This is a genomic window from Aeromonas sp. FDAARGOS 1405 (genome assembly GCF_019048265.1).
In the GTDB taxonomy this organism is placed as follows: domain Bacteria; phylum Pseudomonadota; class Gammaproteobacteria; order Enterobacterales; family Aeromonadaceae; genus Aeromonas; species Aeromonas veronii_A.
Genome location: NZ_CP077311.1, coordinates 1,865,156 through 1,879,303 on the forward strand (window position 1 = coordinate 1,865,156; position 14,148 = coordinate 1,879,303).

The following is a 14,148-nucleotide window of genomic DNA, read 5'->3' on the forward strand; positions in this document are numbered from 1 at the left end:
GCTTCAATCATGGTTTTTTCCTTCTGATCTGGGAGAGTGCAGTTGAGCACCGAGTTGAGCACAGAGTTGAGCAATCCCGGCATGTTGAACAGGTGCGTACAGTTCAGCTTCCGTCATTGCTTCAATCATGACTCGTCTCTTCTTGTTGGTTGACCCACTCCGAGAGGAGTCGGGCAAAGTTATCAGGCTGATGGGCGTGCAGATTATGGCCGCCATCCAGTACCAAGTGGTTGATTCTGCGATTTTGGTTCGCCAGCTGGCAAGCCAGCTGATGGAATTTGTGATCCCGCTTGCCACTCACCCAGGTGACCGGCAGCTGGCTAGCCATGAGCCAGGGGGCGAGATCCGGCTGCTTGCCGAGCGAAGTGGCGCGCAGCATGGTGGCGATGCCCATGCCGTCGTTGCCAAGGCGGCGGGCGATCTGGCGGGCCCGGGCCGCGTCGTCGAGATCGGCAAACACCCCTTGCCGGTACCAGTCTGCCAGCACGTCAGCCAGGGGCTCCTGCTCGAAGCGCCGCGCCCACTGTTCATCGTGCTGGATGCGGGCGGGCCGTTCACTGGCCGGTAGCCCCGGGTGGCAGTTCTCCAGCAGCAGCCCCCGCAGCCCGGCGGGCTCGTGGCTGGCGTGATAGAGGGCCAGTCGCCCACCCAGCGAGTAACCCGCCAGCAGATAGCGTTCAATATTGCGGCTGGCCAGCTCGGTGACCAGCCACTGGTGGCTCTGTTCAAAGTCGCTGATGTTGAGATCGCTATGCTGACCGTGACCCGGCAGGTCGAGGGCGATGCAGCGGATGGCGGGCAGCCGGTCGATCACCGGTTGCCAGTCGCCGCTATCCCCCAGCAGGCCGTGCAGCAGCACCAGCGGCACATTGGCATATTTATTTGCCACGGATGGCGGCCCCCAGTGCCTTGAGATCATCGGCCACCTGCTCGCTCGGTACCCGGATCTCGATCAAGGTAACGCCATGTTGGAGGGCGGCGCTGTAATCGCGTTCGAACTCGGCCAGTGTGGTCGGCGCGCGATAGGCGAGGCCAAACATGGCGGCGGCATGTTCAAAACCGAGGCCGTGGGGCAGCCGGTAGTAGCTCTCCAGCAGCGCCCCTTCGGTGGGCACTGGCAACATGCGGAAGATGCTGCCGCCATCGTTGTTGAGCAGGATCACCACCAGCGGTCGGCTCGCCTTGCCAAGCAGCGCGAGACTGTTGAGATCGTGCAGGGCGCTGAGATCGCCGAGCAGCAGGGTTGTTGGCTGGTCGCTCGACTGGGCAAACCCGTAGGCGGTGGCGATCAGGCCATCGATGCCGGAGGCACCGCGGTTGGTCATCACCCGGCTCGGCCCCTTGCCCGTGTCACCGAGCATATCCATCAGTCGGGCAGGCATGCTGTTGCCGACAAACAGTTGTCCTTCGATCAGGCGGTTGAGGTGATGGCAGACTCCGAGCTCCGAGAAACCCTCGCAGGCCGCGGCGATCTGCTGGCTGGCGTTGTGTTGCAGCTCGGCCAGCCGGTGCCAAGGGGCCCGAGGGGTGACCGGATGAGCCACTGCAAAGGCGCTGGCACTGCAGAGCAGCCGGTTGCGCAGCCGGTAGTCGGGATCGAGCCGCGCCGGTTGCGGATCCACCAGCCAGTAATCCTGCCATGAATGGTGTTTTATGAACTGGCCAAGCCGCTTGGAGACAAGCCGCGCGCCAAATTGCAGCAGCACCTCGGCGCGGCCCAACTCGGCGACAAATTCAGGGTCGTTGAGCGCCAGATCCATATGGATGAGGTTGCGGCTATCGAAACGGATCTGGCTCTGCAGATCTGCCAGCAGCGGCCAGCCGAGTTGCTCCGCCAGTGCGGCGGCGGCCTGTGCCTGATTCGGGTCGGTAATGCGGCCAGCTACAACGATGCCGCGCTGTTGCCGAAAGGTTTCCCACTCCGCCTGAGGTGGGCAGGTCGGCTCGTTTTGCTGCCACGGGCTCCAGGGCTTGTGCGAGCCGAGCCAGTCACCGAGGGGGGCCAGATAGTCGGAGAAATCCTGATAGTGCTCCCCCGGGTAAAGGGGCTCCGGGTACATGCAGTTGAAGTGCACCACCCCGGGGGTGAGCGCCTGTTTGGCCAGCGCCTGATCCACCGAGCTCAGCACAAACGCCGCCGGAATAGTCGGGGTGGGGCTCGGCAGGTTCTGCTGATAGACGGGGTAGCGGCCGAAGATCCCCTGCTGGTCGATCGCCTGATTGGCGCCGTTGTCGATAAGCTCGTGAGGGCGATCGGCGGAGAGAATAATCAGCGGTACGCTGGTGAGCTGGGCCTCTGCCACGGCGGGCCAGAGGTTGGCTACCGCGGTGCCCGACGTCATGATCACCGCCACGGGCCGGTTGCTCCCCTTGGCAAGACCCAGCGCCATAAAGCCGAGACCGCGCTCGTCAAAGTGCAGGTGACGACGAAAGCCCTGATGGGCGGCGGCTGCCATTGTCAGCGGCGCAGAGCGGGAGCCGGGGGCCAGCGCGATGTCGCGCACCCCGAGGCGAAAGAGCTCCTCCAGCAAGAGGGAGGACCAGACGTGGTTGAAGGTGGCGTGCTGGCTCGAAAACTGTGTGCAGGCAAACTCTTCGCTGGCAGGCTCTTTACGGGTGGGCATAGGGGCTCTCGTAGCGTGAAAAGGGTGAATGACTATCCCAGCAGGGAGAGCACATTGGCGATCTTGTTGTCGAGTTCGGCCCACTCGGCGACAGGCTCGGAACCGGCGACAATGCCGGCACCGGCAAACAGGGTAACGCTGCCCGGTTGAATACGGGCGCTGCGAATGGCGACCGAGAACTCCGAGGTCTCCCGACTCAGCATGCCGCAGGCTCCGGCGTACCAGCCCCGATCATAGGGCTCGAACTCGCGGATAAAGGCGAGCGCTGCCTCGCGCGGGGCGCCGCCCACCGCTGGCGTCGGGTGGAGGGCGTCGAGCAGCTGCCAGTCGCAGACCCCGGGCTTGAGCTCTGCTTCGATATCGCACTTGAGGTGCTGCAGCAGCCGCAGTTTGAGAATGCGCGGCTCGGTCAGGGTGGCATCGTGGGTCAGTGGCGCCAGTCGGCTGAGGATGTCGGCATGTACCAGCCGGTTCTCCAGCCGGTTCTTGCTGTCGGCCAGCAGCTCGGCGGCCAGCTGGGCATCCACCTCTTCATCGCCGGAGCGGCGAATGGTGCCCGCCAGCGCCTCGGTAAAGAGGTGGCGATCTTCCCGGCGGTAGAGCCGCTCGGGGGAGCAGGCAATAAAGGCCTGCTCGGGGGAGAATTGAAAACCGAAGTGGAAGCAGTCCTGGGCGTGGCGGGCCCACTGGTCGAGCATGGCCCAGGGATTGATATCCGCATCGTGGTTCGGACTGGTCAGCACGCTCTCCCGCGACAGCACCACCTTGGGGGTGTGGGCCTGAAAATCGGGGGCGGTGACGCGCTCCACCAGCGTCTGCCACTGGGCGGGGCCGGGGCAATCCTGTCGCTGCCAGGGCTGCTTTTGCAGGGCGGGCAGCGCAGCTTCCGGACGCAGGGCATCGAGGGCGGCTTCGGCCGCCTGCAGTTCGGCCTCGAGATTGTTTTCATCCAGCCAGAGGTTGAGGCAGAGACTGACGCACTCACCACGGCGCACCAGCTCGATGCGGGGCAGCACGAAACGGCAGGGGCCAAACCCTTGCCAGCCGGACTGGGCCGGATCGAACGCCAGTCCGCCATAGTAGCGAGGGCTGTCGTCATGATGCTGGTTGGCTGTGTTCGTGCACACCTGCTTGATGGCGTGCGGTTCGGTCAGTTCATGGATGGCGCCCAGCGCGACATACTCGGGACGAGCCTCTCCACGGGCCTGCCAGTAGATGCGGGGATAGAGGGTTTGCGCCGCGAGCCAGCCCAGAAAGGAGCGGATTTCGATCGCCACTCGCAACCGTACGAAGCCGCTGACGTTGCTGTGACGCAGGGCGTCCAGTTGTTGCTTGATATGGGTCTGAGCCAACATGGATTCTTGTCTGAGCCGGGTAGTAACGAGCGATCCGGTAGCTGGATGCCGTAGGTTTATGCCAAAGGGCGATGATTTCCTATATATTATCTGCCCATTCGTCCATGTAAATCGCCCGCGGGAGCTTCACTCTCCGGGGTCAAGTATACCCAAATCCTGTTCGATAACCCTTAACACGATCAATATCCGATTGTTTGGCCATTACAAAATGACAAATACCTTCTCTGTTTGGTTGCTGGCGGCGCGTTTGCGAACACTGCCGCTCGCCTGCTCTTCCATCCTGCTGGGCTCGGGGCTGGCTGCCAGTCGTGGCGCCTTCGATGGCACCATCATGGCGCTCTCCCTGCTGACCGCCATCCTGCTGCAGATCCTCTCCAATCTGGCCAACGATTACGGCGATGCGGTCTCCGGCGCCGACAACGGTGAGCGGATCGGCCCGCAGCGGGCGGTGGTCTCCGGTCTTATCACCAAAAAGCAGATGTGCGTGGCGATGGGGCTGACCGCGCTGGCGGCGGTGGCCAGTGGCCTGCTGCTGCTGGGCTGTGCCTTCGGCGGCCAGTGGCTGCAGATTTTGGCATTTGTGGTGCTGGGTGGCGCGGCCATTGTCGCGGCGGTGACCTACACCGTCGGCAAGACCCCTTACGGCTATCGCGGGTTTGGCGATATCTCGGTGTTCCTCTTCTTTGGTCTGCTGGGGGTGCTCGGCTCCTACTACCTCTTCACCAAGAGTCTGGAGTGGGATCTGCTGCTGCCTGCCACCGCTTGTGGTCTGCTGGCCACCGCCGTGCTCAATATCAACAATGTGCGCGATATCGAGACCGACGCCGCCAGCGGCAAGATCACCCTGGCAGTGCGCCTTGGCCGCAACCGTGCCATCGCCTATCACTGGGTGTTGCTGGGGGCGGCGCTGCTGGCAACCATCGCCTTTATCCTGATCCAGCCCGCCAGTTTCTGGCCGTGGATCTTCCTGCCCGCCATGAAGCCCCTCAGCGATGCGGCGCGCACCTTGCGCGAAAGCTACGATGGCGAGGTGCTGACTGGCGCCCTCAAGAAGACCGCCATCAGCGCGTTTCTGTTCAGTCTGCTGCTCTCTATCGGGTTGGCGCTCTCCTGACTGCTGGTCGCAGCTCGCCAAGGCGAACAATAAAAAGGGCTCCCGATATGGGAGCCCTTTTTGGTTTTGGCCGGTTTAGCTGGCGCGCGCCACCCTGAGAGGGCGGCGGGAGAAAATCAGGGTATCCAGCAGCCAGATGGCGACCATGGAGGCGCCCACCAGCGGGAAGGCGATCCCCAGCAGGATCAGCAGGGCGATGGCACCGCGCATCGGCGGGAGTTTGGCAGGCAACGGCGGCGCGGCGAGACGGCCCTGCGGACGACGGCACCACCAGATCCACAGACCACTCACGGCGCTGGCCAGCACCATCAGGCAGATAAGCAGCATGGCGAGCTGATGGGGCCAGCCGTAGAGCTTGCCCATGTGCAGCATGACGCCACTCTCTACCGTCTTGGCGACCGGGCCGTAATCCTGCCAGCGCACATCGGCCAGCACCTTGCCGCTGTATTGATCGACATGCAGGGTGGCGTCGTTGCGCGGATCGTCGGCAAACAGGGCGATGGTGTAGACGCCGGTGGCGCCGACCGGCGGGGTGATGCTGTAACCCGGATGGACTCTCCGCTCATGGGCGATCTCGACGACCCGTTGTAGCGCAATGCGCTGGCTCGCCATCACCACTCCCTCATGCTCGCCATGGTTCATGGCACCGTGATCGTGTCCCTCATCGACCGGCTGCGAGCTGGGCATAGGGGTGTTCTCCACCGCCCAGGGAACGGTCTGCTCGTGTGCCTGATTCAGGGTGCGGGCCAGCGGCGCCGATTTGGGCACCTCGTTCCACATGGCGGCGGGGAAGCGGTTCCAGACAGCGGCAAACTTATCGCCCCAGAAGCCGGTCCAGGTCATGCCGCTCAGCAGCAACAGCAGCAGGAAACCGGCGCCCCAGAAGCCGACCACTGCGTGCAGATTTCGCCACCAGAGGCGTCCGCGCTGGTTCACTCTGGGCCAGAGGATGCCGCCCACCCCGGGCCCTTTGCGTGGCCACCAGAGGTAGAGACCGCTCAGCAGCAGTACCAGCCCCCAGCCTGCAGCCAGTTCGATCAGCCGATCCCCCGTGGTGCCGAGCAGCAGGTCGGCGTGCAGGGAGCGAGCCACTGCTTGCAGATTCCACTTGTTATCCATGGTGCCGAGCAGGGCGCCGCTGGCGGGATCGAGGAACAGGGTAAGCTCCTGCTCGCCCCGATTGACGATGAACTGGGCGCTCTGCTCGGGAGCGACAGGCGGCAGGTATTTACGCAGGCTGGCATCGGGCATGGTCATCATCGCCTTGGCCAGCAGTTGGTCGGCACTCAGTGTCTGGCTGGCGGGGGTGACCTTCATCAGCTCGGGGTACATCAGGTTGTCGAGCTGGGGTTTGAACAGATAGACGATCCCGGTCAGTGACAGCAGGATCAGGAAAGGGGCGACAAAGAGACCGGCGTAGAAGTGCCAGCGCCAGACCCGTTGGTAATGACTAGAGTCCCTGTTTTTCATTGCACATCCTTGTTGGAGCACCAAACCTTTCGGTTGGTGGAATGTTTGTGGCGGCGCGGATAATAGCAGTAACGTTTCGTTAACTGCAATCACACATCTTGAGATCGGTTCGGTGCGGGATGTCGGTAACATGAGGTGCCAACGGTTTGCCGGATAGGATGAACACGCTTTGGGAAAAGCCTGTTTGCTGCTGGACTTTTCCTTATAAATTATTACCTTGTGGTAACAATTTGCAGGCGATGGTGGTGGTAACGGAATGGGAGCAGTCATGCAGCCACATGGGCAATTCGACATGGAGCGCAGGGGCCAGATGCTGATCTGCCGCCCGCGTGGCCCCTTCAATCTGGCTGGCGCCGTGGCCTATGAAGCGTGTTTTCGTCACGAACTGGCCGGACTGATGGATAGCCCCTGGGGGATTGTCGAGGTCGCGACCGAGTTCGAAGCGGCCGGGCCCGAGGTGCTGGCCCGTTTTCGCCGCCAGTTTGGCTGGTGTGCCGAGAACGGCTGTCTCTTTCTGGCGGTTGTGCTGTCGGGGGGATTCAAGCGCTATCTGGCCGATCAAATCTTCAAAGGCTTGCCGTTTCGGGCTGTGCGCTATTTCGAGCAGGAGGGGGCCGCCATTCGCTGGCTGGAGCAGGAGCTATCGCTCTGCGCAGTGAGCCGCTCAATTTAACCGAGATTGATAAACCACTTGTCCCGCTCGTCGATGCAGTCGGGTTCCCCCATCTCGAATTCACGGCAGATCAACGGCCGTACCTCGTAGATACGGCACATCATGGTGTTGCGGTCGAGGGCGGCGCACCAGCCATCGTCCAGCCGGCGCATGACCGGTATCTCGCCTTCCCGTTCCAGTACATAACGGTCCGGCACGCCAGTATCGGTAAAGAGCATCACTTCGAGGCGGCAGCAGCAGGCTTCGCAGTTCTGGCAGCTCACATCGGTCTGGATTGCTTGGGTCATGGGGCCTGTCTTGCCGCATGGCGGCATCGGAGATATGAAACAGGCGCCTGTCAGGCGCCTGTGGTCTGGCTAAAGGCTTGCAAAAACCTTAGCCCAGTTTGCGGGCGCGGTAGCTGCGACCCTTGATCTTGCCTTCCTGCAACCGCTTGAGGGCGGCGCTCGCCACGCTGCGCTTCACCGCGACGTAGGAGTACTGCTCGGAGATCTGGATCTTGCCCACGTCGGCGCCGGCAATGCCGCCTTCACCGGTCAGGGCACCCAGAATGTCACCGGCCCGCACCTTGGTCTTGCGGCCTGCATCGATGGAGAGGGTCACCATCTGCGGGGCGATCGGCTTGATGTCGCGGCCGATGCTGTCGAGATCACCCAGCGGCATCGGAGCTTGCTGGTACTCTTCGATAAAGTTGACGCGCTGGGCCTCGTTCGGCTGATAGAGACTCAGGGCCAGACCCTGCTGGCCGGCACGACCGGTACGGCCGATGCGGTGCACGTGCACTTCCGGATCATAGGTCAGCTCGTAGTTGATGACGGCGCCCAGCTCCTTGATGTCGAGGCCGCGGGCCGCCACATCGGTGGCCACCAGAATGGTGGCGCTGCCGTTGGCAAAGCGCACCAGCACCTGATCCCGCTCGCGCTGTTCCAGATCGCCATTCAGCGCCAGCGCCGAGAAGCCCTTGGTGGCCAGATGGTCGGCCACGTCGTTACAGGCGCGCTTGGTGTTGCAGAACACCACGCAGGAGCTGGGCTGGTAGTGACTCAGCAGCCAGGTGAGGGCGTCGAGGCGATGACCGGCAGGCACTTCATAGAGCTTCTGTTCGATGGCGCTCCCCTCGTGCAGGGACTCCACGCTCACCTCGACCGGATTGCGCTGCACGCCGCGGCTCATCTGGGCGATCCCTTCCGGATAGGTCGCGGAGAAGAGCAGGGTCTGACGCTGTTGGGGGGCATAGCTGATGACCCGGTTGATATCTTCGCCAAAGCCCATGTCCAGCATGCGATCCGCTTCATCCAGCACCAGCGTCTTGAGGCCGGAGAGCTCCAGCGTACCTTGCTCCAGATGTTTGAGAATGCGACCCGGGGTGCCAACAGCGATGTGGGCACCAAAGCTCAGGGTGGCGGACTGCGGTGCGGTCGGGGTGCCGCCGCACAGGGTCACCAGCTTGACGTTGGGCAGGGCGCGCGCCAGACGACGGATCTCGGTGGCCACCTGATCCGCCAGTTCGCGGGTCGGGCAGAGCACCAGCGCCTGCACTTCGAGGCGGTTGACGTTGAGCTTGGCCAGCAGGCCGAGGCCGAAGGCGGCGGTCTTGCCGCTGCCGGTTTTTGCCTTGGCGATCAGGTCTTTGCCATCGAGCACCAGGGGCAGGCTCTGGGCCTGGATCGGGGTCATCTGCAGGTAACCCAGGCTGGTGAGGTTCTCTTGCAGGGCGGGGGAGAGATTGAGGCTGCTAAATTCGCTGTTGTTCACAAAAGGACTCTATTTCGGAGAAAACGGGGATGCGCGAGCGCTAAGGCCGCGCATCATACCAGAATGTGGCACCGGATGTGGCGGATTTTTGAACGGCTGGCCATGGGGGGCACATTATGGGGGTATTTGTTGCCAGATTGGTTGTGAGCAATATGTGAAAGGATATCGGGGTAATTATTCAAACATGCGTGTAATTATTTATTGCGGATAAACGTTTGCCATTTCTGTTGTTTAAATATAATGGTTGAAAAATATTCTATTGGCGAGTGTGGCATTAAGCACAATGTTGCGAAAATGATATCAAGATATTTTGGAGGGCCATGAAAATGCCATTTTAATTATGTAATATCATGTTTTTTAATGAATTTGTCGTCGTCAAAGTTGTGCGATTAATATCAGGTTGTTGCGTAATTAATTTAAAAACGTTTGTATTATCCTGCATGCATATTATTACACGGGATTGTGATGACTCTCTGATTTTTAAATGTGCAAATGTCTATGATGGCGCCGGTCGAAAATTACAATTCACTCAGGTGCTACAGGTATGGAATACGTTCACTTTGTGCTCGGACTGGTTATGGTCCTCGCTCTTTCTCTGCTGGCTAACCGCCACAACTGGAGACAGATCAAGCTGCGTTATATCGGCCAACTGCTGGTGGTCGAGCTGGCGCTGGCCTGGTTCATGTTGAACTCGGAAGTGGGTCTGGCTGTGGTGGGTGGCTTCGCGGCCGGCTTCACCAAGCTGATGGAGTTTGCCAAGCAGGGAACCGACTTTGTATTTGGCGGCATGATGAATGAAGGTTCATTTACCTTCTTCCTGATGGTGTTGATGCCCATTGTCTTCATCTCCGTGTTGATCGGTATTCTGCAGTACATCCGCCTGTTGCCGCTGGTGATCCGCGGTATCGGTACCGTGTTGGCCAAGATCAACGGCATGGGCAAGCTGGAGTCCTTCAACGCCATCAGCTCCATGATCGTCGGTCAATCCGAGAACTTCATCGCGCTCAAGAACATCCTGCCGCACCTGAACGAGAAGCAGATGTACACCCTGGCGGCGACGGCGATGTCCACCGTCTCCATGTCCATCGTCGGTGCCTACATGCAGCTGATCGAGCCGCGTTACGTGGTGGCTGCGCTGGTGCTCAACATGTTCAGCACCTTTGTCGTGCTGTCGCTGATCAACCCGTACGACCCGGACAATACCGTGACCGATGCCAAGGCGCTGGCCGAGGGCGACGAGCACCATACGCCGAAGAGAGAGAACTTCTTCGAGATGCTGGGCGAGTACATCATGGCCGGTTTTTCCGTTGCCGTTATCGTGGCGGCCATGCTGGTGGGCTTTATTGCCCTGATCGCCCTGGTCAACTACCTGTTCGAGCTGGCGTTTGGTGTCAACTTCCAGTACGTCATGGGCTACCTCTTCTATCCAATCGCCTGGATTCTGGGTATCCCGAGTGGTGAAGCGCTGCAAGCGGGCTCCATCATGGCGACCAAGCTGGTGACCAACGAGTTCGTGGCCATGATGGATCTGGGCAAGATTGCTGCCGAGCTCTCCCCGCGTACCGTCGGCATCCTCTCCATCTTCATGGTCTCTTTCGCCAACTTCAGCTCCATCGGCATCATCGCCGGTGCGGTAAAAGCGCTGAACGAAGAGAAGGGCAACATGGTTTCCCGCTTCGGTCTGAAGCTGGTCTACGGTTCAACTCTGGTCAGCCTGCTCTCTGCTGTTATCGCAGGCATCATGATCTGATCCTCTAGTGGCATCTGCCACGGTTTGAGCCCCTGACCTCGTCAGGGGCTTTTTTATTTCTGGCTTACAGGCGCCAGCCGCACCACCAGCCGGCAACCAGCAGGGTGAGGGTGCAAAAGCCGGTTTCGATGGCGCCGCCACTGCGCAGCGACCAGCCCGGCAGGCGGTAACGGCGCTTGATGGGCCAGAAGAGCGGAATGCCCGCCGGGGTGAGCCAGTCCCCCAGCAGATGGCTGAGGTAGCCGACGATCAGGGCATCCTTGACCCCCATGGGCAAGGTGTCCGGCGGCAGGCTCTGGTTCAGCCCCCAGACGGCAGCGGCGACCGCCAGCAGACTGTGGGTGAAACCGCGATGGCCGAACAGCCGCGACAGAGGTTTCGAGATCCACGGCAGTCGCTGCCCCAGCACAGATTTGGGGTGGTCGAGGTCGGGCAACAGGGCGCTGGCCAGCGCGGCAGGGATGGTTTGCCACAAGCTGGCATCGGCCAGGGCCGGAGTGAGCTGCAGTTTGTGGGCGATCAGGGTGCAGGTAACGGAGAAGAGCAGGTGCCCTTGGGCGGTCATGATGATTACGGCGTAGATAAGATGGCGGCGCATCTTACCAGCCTGACGGTTGTGGTCAGCTCTTATTTTAAAAATCAGGATGTTACGGCGAAAAAGCGCCCATGTTGGGCGCCTTTAGGGTCTCTTTACAGCTTGCCTTTGACCAGCCACTTATCGAGGGCGTTGGCAAAACGCTGTTTGTCGGCGGCATTGAAGGGGGCCGGGCCGCCGGTTTGCACGCCGGCCGAGCGCAGCTCTTCCATAAAGTTGCGCATGCCGAGCCGCGCCTTGATGGTCTCGCGGGTGTAGATCTCGCCGCGGGGATTGAGTGCCTCGCCACCGGCATCGATCACCCAGGAGGCGAGGGGGATATCACCGGTGATCACCAGATCGCCGGGCTGAACCTGCTGGGCGATGACATGATCTGCCACATCGAATCCCTTCTCCACCTGCTGGGTTTTGATGAAGGGCGAGGGGGGCACCCGCAACCCCTGATTGGCCACCAGGGTGGTGACGACCTGGGCGCGGTGGGCGGCGCGGTAGAGGATCTCCTTGACCGGAATGGGGCAGGCATCGGCATCAACCCAGATGGGCATGGCATGGTTTCCTGTAGTGAAAGCGGATGGAAAACGAGAGTGGTCATGTTAACACAGGCCTTCCCTTCCCGGCGCGGGGCTGAGTCGGCCCAGCCTTTGGTGTAAGCTGGGGCCAGCACATGAAACGAGAAGGAGACGAGATGGATCGGGTGCCCGGTGAAGTGATTTATGCCCTGACCCTGGATGGCAAGGGTGGCATGGCGCCGCTGACGGCGGGAAGCGAAGTCCCGGCGGCACATCCCGGCTGGCTGCATCTGGATTACGGCAATCCCGATTCGGCGCGCTGGCTGTTGCAGACCCCCTTGCTCAGCGAGGCGGCCAGGGAGTCGCTGCTCGGCCAGAGCAATCGTCCCAAGCTGGTGCGGATGGGGGAGACGGTGCTGCTGATCCTGCGCGGCATCAACCACAACAAGGATCACAGGCCCGAAGAGATGGTGGCGTTGCGCATCTTCATCACCCCGGATCTCATCATCAGCAGCCGTCGTCGTCCGCTGCTCTCCGAGCAGGATGTCTTCAACCAGCTCAAGTTGGGGGGCGGCGCCGATACCCCGGCCGACTGGCTGGTGGAGATCTGTGATGCCCTGACTGATCGGGCGGGGGAGTTTGTCGAGGAGCTGCACGACAAGATCCTCGATCTGGAGGAGATGGTGCTGATGCGCGACATGCCCGCCAATGGCCGCTTGGCGCTGATCCGCAAGCAGCTCATCATGATCCGCCGCTACCTCTCGCCGCAGCGGGATCTGGTGGCGCGGCTGGCCAACGAGAAGATCAGCTGGCTGGATGAGGATGACCGCCGTCGTCTGCTCGATATCGCCGACCGGCTGCGGCGTTGGCTGGACGATCTGGATGCCGGGGTCGCACGTACCGCCGTGCTGGCGGACGAGATCAACAATCTGATGGCGGAGGCGACCAACCGCCGCGCCTACCAGATGTCGGTGATGGCACTGCTCTTTTTACCTGCCAGCTTCCTGACCGGTCTGTTTGGCATCAACCTCGGCGGTATCCCCGGGGCTGAGAATCCGACTGCCTTCTGGGTCTTCTGTGGTTCGCTGGTGGCGCTGGCAAGCGGGCTGGCTATCTGGCTCAAACATCGGCGCTGGTGGTAAGGAGGCATAACCCATGTGGCAATCAATTGGCCTGACCTTGCTGCTGTTGCTGGGTCATACCCTGATCCGGCGGCTGATTCACAAGAGCCTGCTGGCGCTCGGTCAGAGCAGGCAGGTGAGCGAGAACCGGGTGCTCTACGTGGCCCATGTGTTCCACTTCCTGCTCGGCTGCGCCACCTTGCTGGTGCTGGCCGGGGTATGGGGGCTCGACTTCTCCCGACTGGTGGTGCTCGCGTCCTCCTTCTTTGCGGTATTGGGGGTCGCCATGGTCGCCCAGTGGTCGATCCTCTCCAACATCACCGCCAGCATCACCATCTTCTTCGCCTTCCCCTACAAGATTGGCGACCGGATCCGCATCCTCGACAAGGATGATTCGGTCACCGGCGTCATCACCGAGATCGGCCTCTTCTATGTGCGGGTGCGTGATGACAACGGCGATCTGGTCACCTATCCGGCCAACCTGATCCTGCAAAAGCCGGTCAGAAAGCTGGAGGGCAAGGTGGTGGAACCGCTGCAGCCGGAATAGAAAGTAACCGGAATAAGAAAAGGCTCCTCTGGAGCCTTTTTGCTGTGTGGCAGGTGCCGACGGTACGTCGCGAAGACGCCCATCCGTTGAACCTTACTTCGACAGGAACAGGCTATTGTAGATGCTTGCTGCGGCCACAATAGCCAGAACGGGTCAACAGTTGGCTCTGCTGCTAGATCTCCTGTTGTGCAACATCTGCCTGTGGCTTGTGTTGCCAGATTGCCCCGAGCAGCAACTTGAGCAGCAGTCCGGGCGGGTTGTCCAGCAGCTTGCCGGACTCCAGCAGCAGCTGACCATCGGCGCGAAACCCGAGGCTGGCATCAATAGTGCCATCCTCCGAGACCACCTGGATCAAACCATTGAGGGCAGAGCGCTCACCGGGTTGACAGCGCAGCCGCAACTGGCGGGGCTCCCCCAGCAGAGTGAAGGCGCGGCTCAGCGGGGGGGAGTCTTCATAATCGGGCCAGTTGAAGAAGTGATACTGCTCGGCCAGGGCGCCAGCCTGCTGGCAGAACTGGTCGAACAGCTGACCGATTGCCTGATACTCCTGATCGAGTCGTCTTGCCTGCTCTTCAATCCGTTTCATTGTTTACTCCTTGTCTATCCACTTGATCAGACATTGCTTTTCTGACCCC

The 14,148-nt window shown here is 61.1% G+C and carries 15 protein-coding genes; 5 read left to right on the forward strand and 10 right to left on the reverse strand.

Features of this window, described 5'->3' with window-relative positions:
- Positions 1 to 3 precede the first annotated feature (3 nt).
- Genes I6L35_RS21250 through I6L35_RS08815 form a run of 4 tightly spaced genes read right to left on the reverse strand, consistent with a single transcriptional unit; the run spans position 4 to position 3,979 of the window.
- Positions 4 to 129: a hypothetical protein gene (locus I6L35_RS21250; protein ID WP_302056546.1), complete on the reverse strand. Its 126-nt coding sequence runs from the start codon at positions 127 to 129 to the stop codon at positions 4 to 6.
- Positions 122 to 919, reverse strand: coding sequence for a 2-succinyl-6-hydroxy-2,4-cyclohexadiene-1-carboxylate synthase (gene menH, locus I6L35_RS08805; protein WP_216980052.1), 798 nt, complete (start codon positions 917 to 919; stop codon positions 122 to 124). The genes I6L35_RS21250 and menH overlap by 8 nt, the downstream gene beginning before the upstream one ends.
- Positions 879 to 2,624, reverse strand: a complete 1,746-nt coding sequence (gene menD / locus I6L35_RS08810; protein ID WP_216980053.1) for a 2-succinyl-5-enolpyruvyl-6-hydroxy-3-cyclohexene-1-carboxylic-acid synthase — start codon at positions 2,622 to 2,624, stop codon at positions 879 to 881. Before menD ends, menH begins: the two co-directional genes overlap by 41 nt.
- Before the next feature lie 32 nt (positions 2,625 to 2,656).
- A complete protein-coding gene (locus tag I6L35_RS08815) occupies positions 2,657 to 3,979 on the reverse strand; it encodes an isochorismate synthase MenF (RefSeq protein ID WP_216980054.1) in 1,323 nt (440 codons plus the stop codon).
- Positions 3,980 to 4,187: 208 nt separating this feature from the next.
- On the opposite strand from I6L35_RS08815, the gene I6L35_RS08820 reads away from it, so the two are divergent.
- Positions 4,188 to 5,093, forward strand: a complete 906-nt coding sequence (locus I6L35_RS08820; protein WP_216980055.1) for a 1,4-dihydroxy-2-naphthoate polyprenyltransferase — start codon at positions 4,188 to 4,190, stop codon at positions 5,091 to 5,093.
- Positions 5,094 to 5,168: 75 nt separating this feature from the next.
- Here the strand turns inward: I6L35_RS08820 and I6L35_RS08825 are convergent, their stop codons facing one another.
- A complete protein-coding gene (locus tag I6L35_RS08825; RefSeq protein WP_216980056.1) occupies positions 5,169 to 6,563 on the reverse strand; it encodes a PepSY domain-containing protein in 1,395 nt (464 codons plus the stop codon).
- Between the two features lie 268 nt (positions 6,564 to 6,831).
- On the opposite strand from I6L35_RS08825, the gene I6L35_RS08830 reads away from it, so the two are divergent.
- Positions 6,832 to 7,236: a hypothetical protein gene (locus tag I6L35_RS08830; RefSeq protein ID WP_216980057.1), complete on the forward strand. Its 405-nt coding sequence runs from the start codon at positions 6,832 to 6,834 to the stop codon at positions 7,234 to 7,236.
- Here the strand turns inward: I6L35_RS08830 and I6L35_RS08835 are convergent.
- Positions 7,233 to 7,523 (reverse strand): YkgJ family cysteine cluster protein, encoded by a 291-nt coding sequence (locus tag I6L35_RS08835; protein ID WP_216980058.1) that lies wholly within the window; start codon positions 7,521 to 7,523, stop codon positions 7,233 to 7,235. The genes I6L35_RS08830 and I6L35_RS08835 overlap by 4 nt on opposite strands.
- Positions 7,524 to 7,611: 88 nt before the next feature.
- On the reverse strand, positions 7,612 to 8,991 hold the full coding sequence (gene dbpA, locus I6L35_RS08840) for an ATP-dependent RNA helicase DbpA (RefSeq protein ID WP_216980059.1): 1,380 nt from the start codon (positions 8,989 to 8,991) through the stop codon (positions 7,612 to 7,614).
- Between the two features lie 544 nt (positions 8,992 to 9,535).
- Here dbpA and I6L35_RS08845 point away from each other — a divergent pair.
- Positions 9,536 to 10,741 carry a NupC/NupG family nucleoside CNT transporter gene (locus I6L35_RS08845; protein ID WP_216980060.1) on the forward strand — a complete coding sequence of 402 codons (1,206 nt, stop codon included), beginning with the start codon at positions 9,536 to 9,538 and terminating at the stop codon, positions 10,739 to 10,741.
- Between the two features lie 64 nt (positions 10,742 to 10,805).
- On the opposite strand, the gene I6L35_RS08850 is transcribed toward I6L35_RS08845, so the two are convergent.
- Positions 10,806 to 11,306 (reverse strand): metal-dependent hydrolase, encoded by a 501-nt coding sequence (locus I6L35_RS08850; RefSeq protein ID WP_216980260.1) that lies wholly within the window; start codon positions 11,304 to 11,306, stop codon positions 10,806 to 10,808.
- Between the two features lie 125 nt (positions 11,307 to 11,431).
- Positions 11,432 to 11,881, reverse strand: coding sequence for a YaiI/YqxD family protein (locus I6L35_RS08855; protein WP_005335916.1), 450 nt, complete (start codon positions 11,879 to 11,881; stop codon positions 11,432 to 11,434).
- A gap of 140 nt (positions 11,882 to 12,021) precedes the next feature.
- Between I6L35_RS08855 and zntB the strand changes: the two genes are divergently transcribed.
- Both zntB and I6L35_RS08865 read left to right on the forward strand, forming a co-directional pair.
- Complete coding sequence (gene zntB / locus I6L35_RS08860) at positions 12,022 to 12,987, forward strand: zinc transporter ZntB (RefSeq protein WP_005341467.1); 966 nt, start codon at positions 12,022 to 12,024, stop codon at positions 12,985 to 12,987.
- A gap of 13 nt (positions 12,988 to 13,000) precedes the next feature.
- Positions 13,001 to 13,513, forward strand: coding sequence for a mechanosensitive ion channel domain-containing protein (locus I6L35_RS08865; RefSeq protein WP_005335914.1), 513 nt, complete (start codon positions 13,001 to 13,003; stop codon positions 13,511 to 13,513).
- 172 nt (positions 13,514 to 13,685) lie between these two features.
- Here I6L35_RS08865 and I6L35_RS08870 read toward each other — a convergent pair whose 3' ends face one another.
- Positions 13,686 to 14,099 (reverse strand): hypothetical protein, encoded by a 414-nt coding sequence (locus I6L35_RS08870; protein WP_005341466.1) that lies wholly within the window; start codon positions 14,097 to 14,099, stop codon positions 13,686 to 13,688.
- Positions 14,100 to 14,148: the final 49 nt, after the last annotated feature.

Bases quoted from the DNA above. Each gene is read 5' to 3' on its own strand.
- I6L35_RS21250 (WP_302056546.1), bottom strand. From the start codon at position 129: ATGATTGAAGCAATGACGGAAGCTGAACTGTACGCACCTGTTCAACAT.
- menH (WP_216980052.1), bottom strand. From the start codon at position 919: ATGATCTCAAGGCACTGGGGGCCGCCATCCGTGGCAAATAAATATGCC.
- menD (WP_216980053.1), bottom strand. From the start codon at position 2,624: ATGCCCACCCGTAAAGAGCCTGCCAGCGAAGAGTTTGCCTGCACACAG.
- I6L35_RS08815 (WP_216980054.1), bottom strand. From the start codon at position 3,979: ATGTTGGCTCAGACCCATATCAAGCAACAACTGGACGCCCTGCGTCAC.
- I6L35_RS08820 (WP_216980055.1), top strand. From the start codon at position 4,188: ATGACAAATACCTTCTCTGTTTGGTTGCTGGCGGCGCGTTTGCGAACA.
- I6L35_RS08825 (WP_216980056.1), bottom strand. From the start codon at position 6,563: ATGAAAAACAGGGACTCTAGTCATTACCAACGGGTCTGGCGCTGGCAC.
- I6L35_RS08830 (WP_216980057.1), top strand. From the start codon at position 6,832: ATGCAGCCACATGGGCAATTCGACATGGAGCGCAGGGGCCAGATGCTG.
- I6L35_RS08835 (WP_216980058.1), bottom strand. From the start codon at position 7,523: ATGACCCAAGCAATCCAGACCGATGTGAGCTGCCAGAACTGCGAAGCC.
- I6L35_RS08845 (WP_216980060.1), top strand. From the start codon at position 9,536: ATGGAATACGTTCACTTTGTGCTCGGACTGGTTATGGTCCTCGCTCTT.
- I6L35_RS08850 (WP_216980260.1), bottom strand. From the start codon at position 11,306: ATGACCGCCCAAGGGCACCTGCTCTTCTCCGTTACCTGCACCCTGATC.
- I6L35_RS08855 (WP_005335916.1), bottom strand. From the start codon at position 11,881: ATGCCCATCTGGGTTGATGCCGATGCCTGCCCCATTCCGGTCAAGGAG.
- zntB (WP_005341467.1), top strand. From the start codon at position 12,022: ATGGATCGGGTGCCCGGTGAAGTGATTTATGCCCTGACCCTGGATGGC.
- I6L35_RS08865 (WP_005335914.1), top strand. From the start codon at position 13,001: ATGTGGCAATCAATTGGCCTGACCTTGCTGCTGTTGCTGGGTCATACC.
- I6L35_RS08870 (WP_005341466.1), bottom strand. From the start codon at position 14,099: ATGAAACGGATTGAAGAGCAGGCAAGACGACTCGATCAGGAGTATCAG.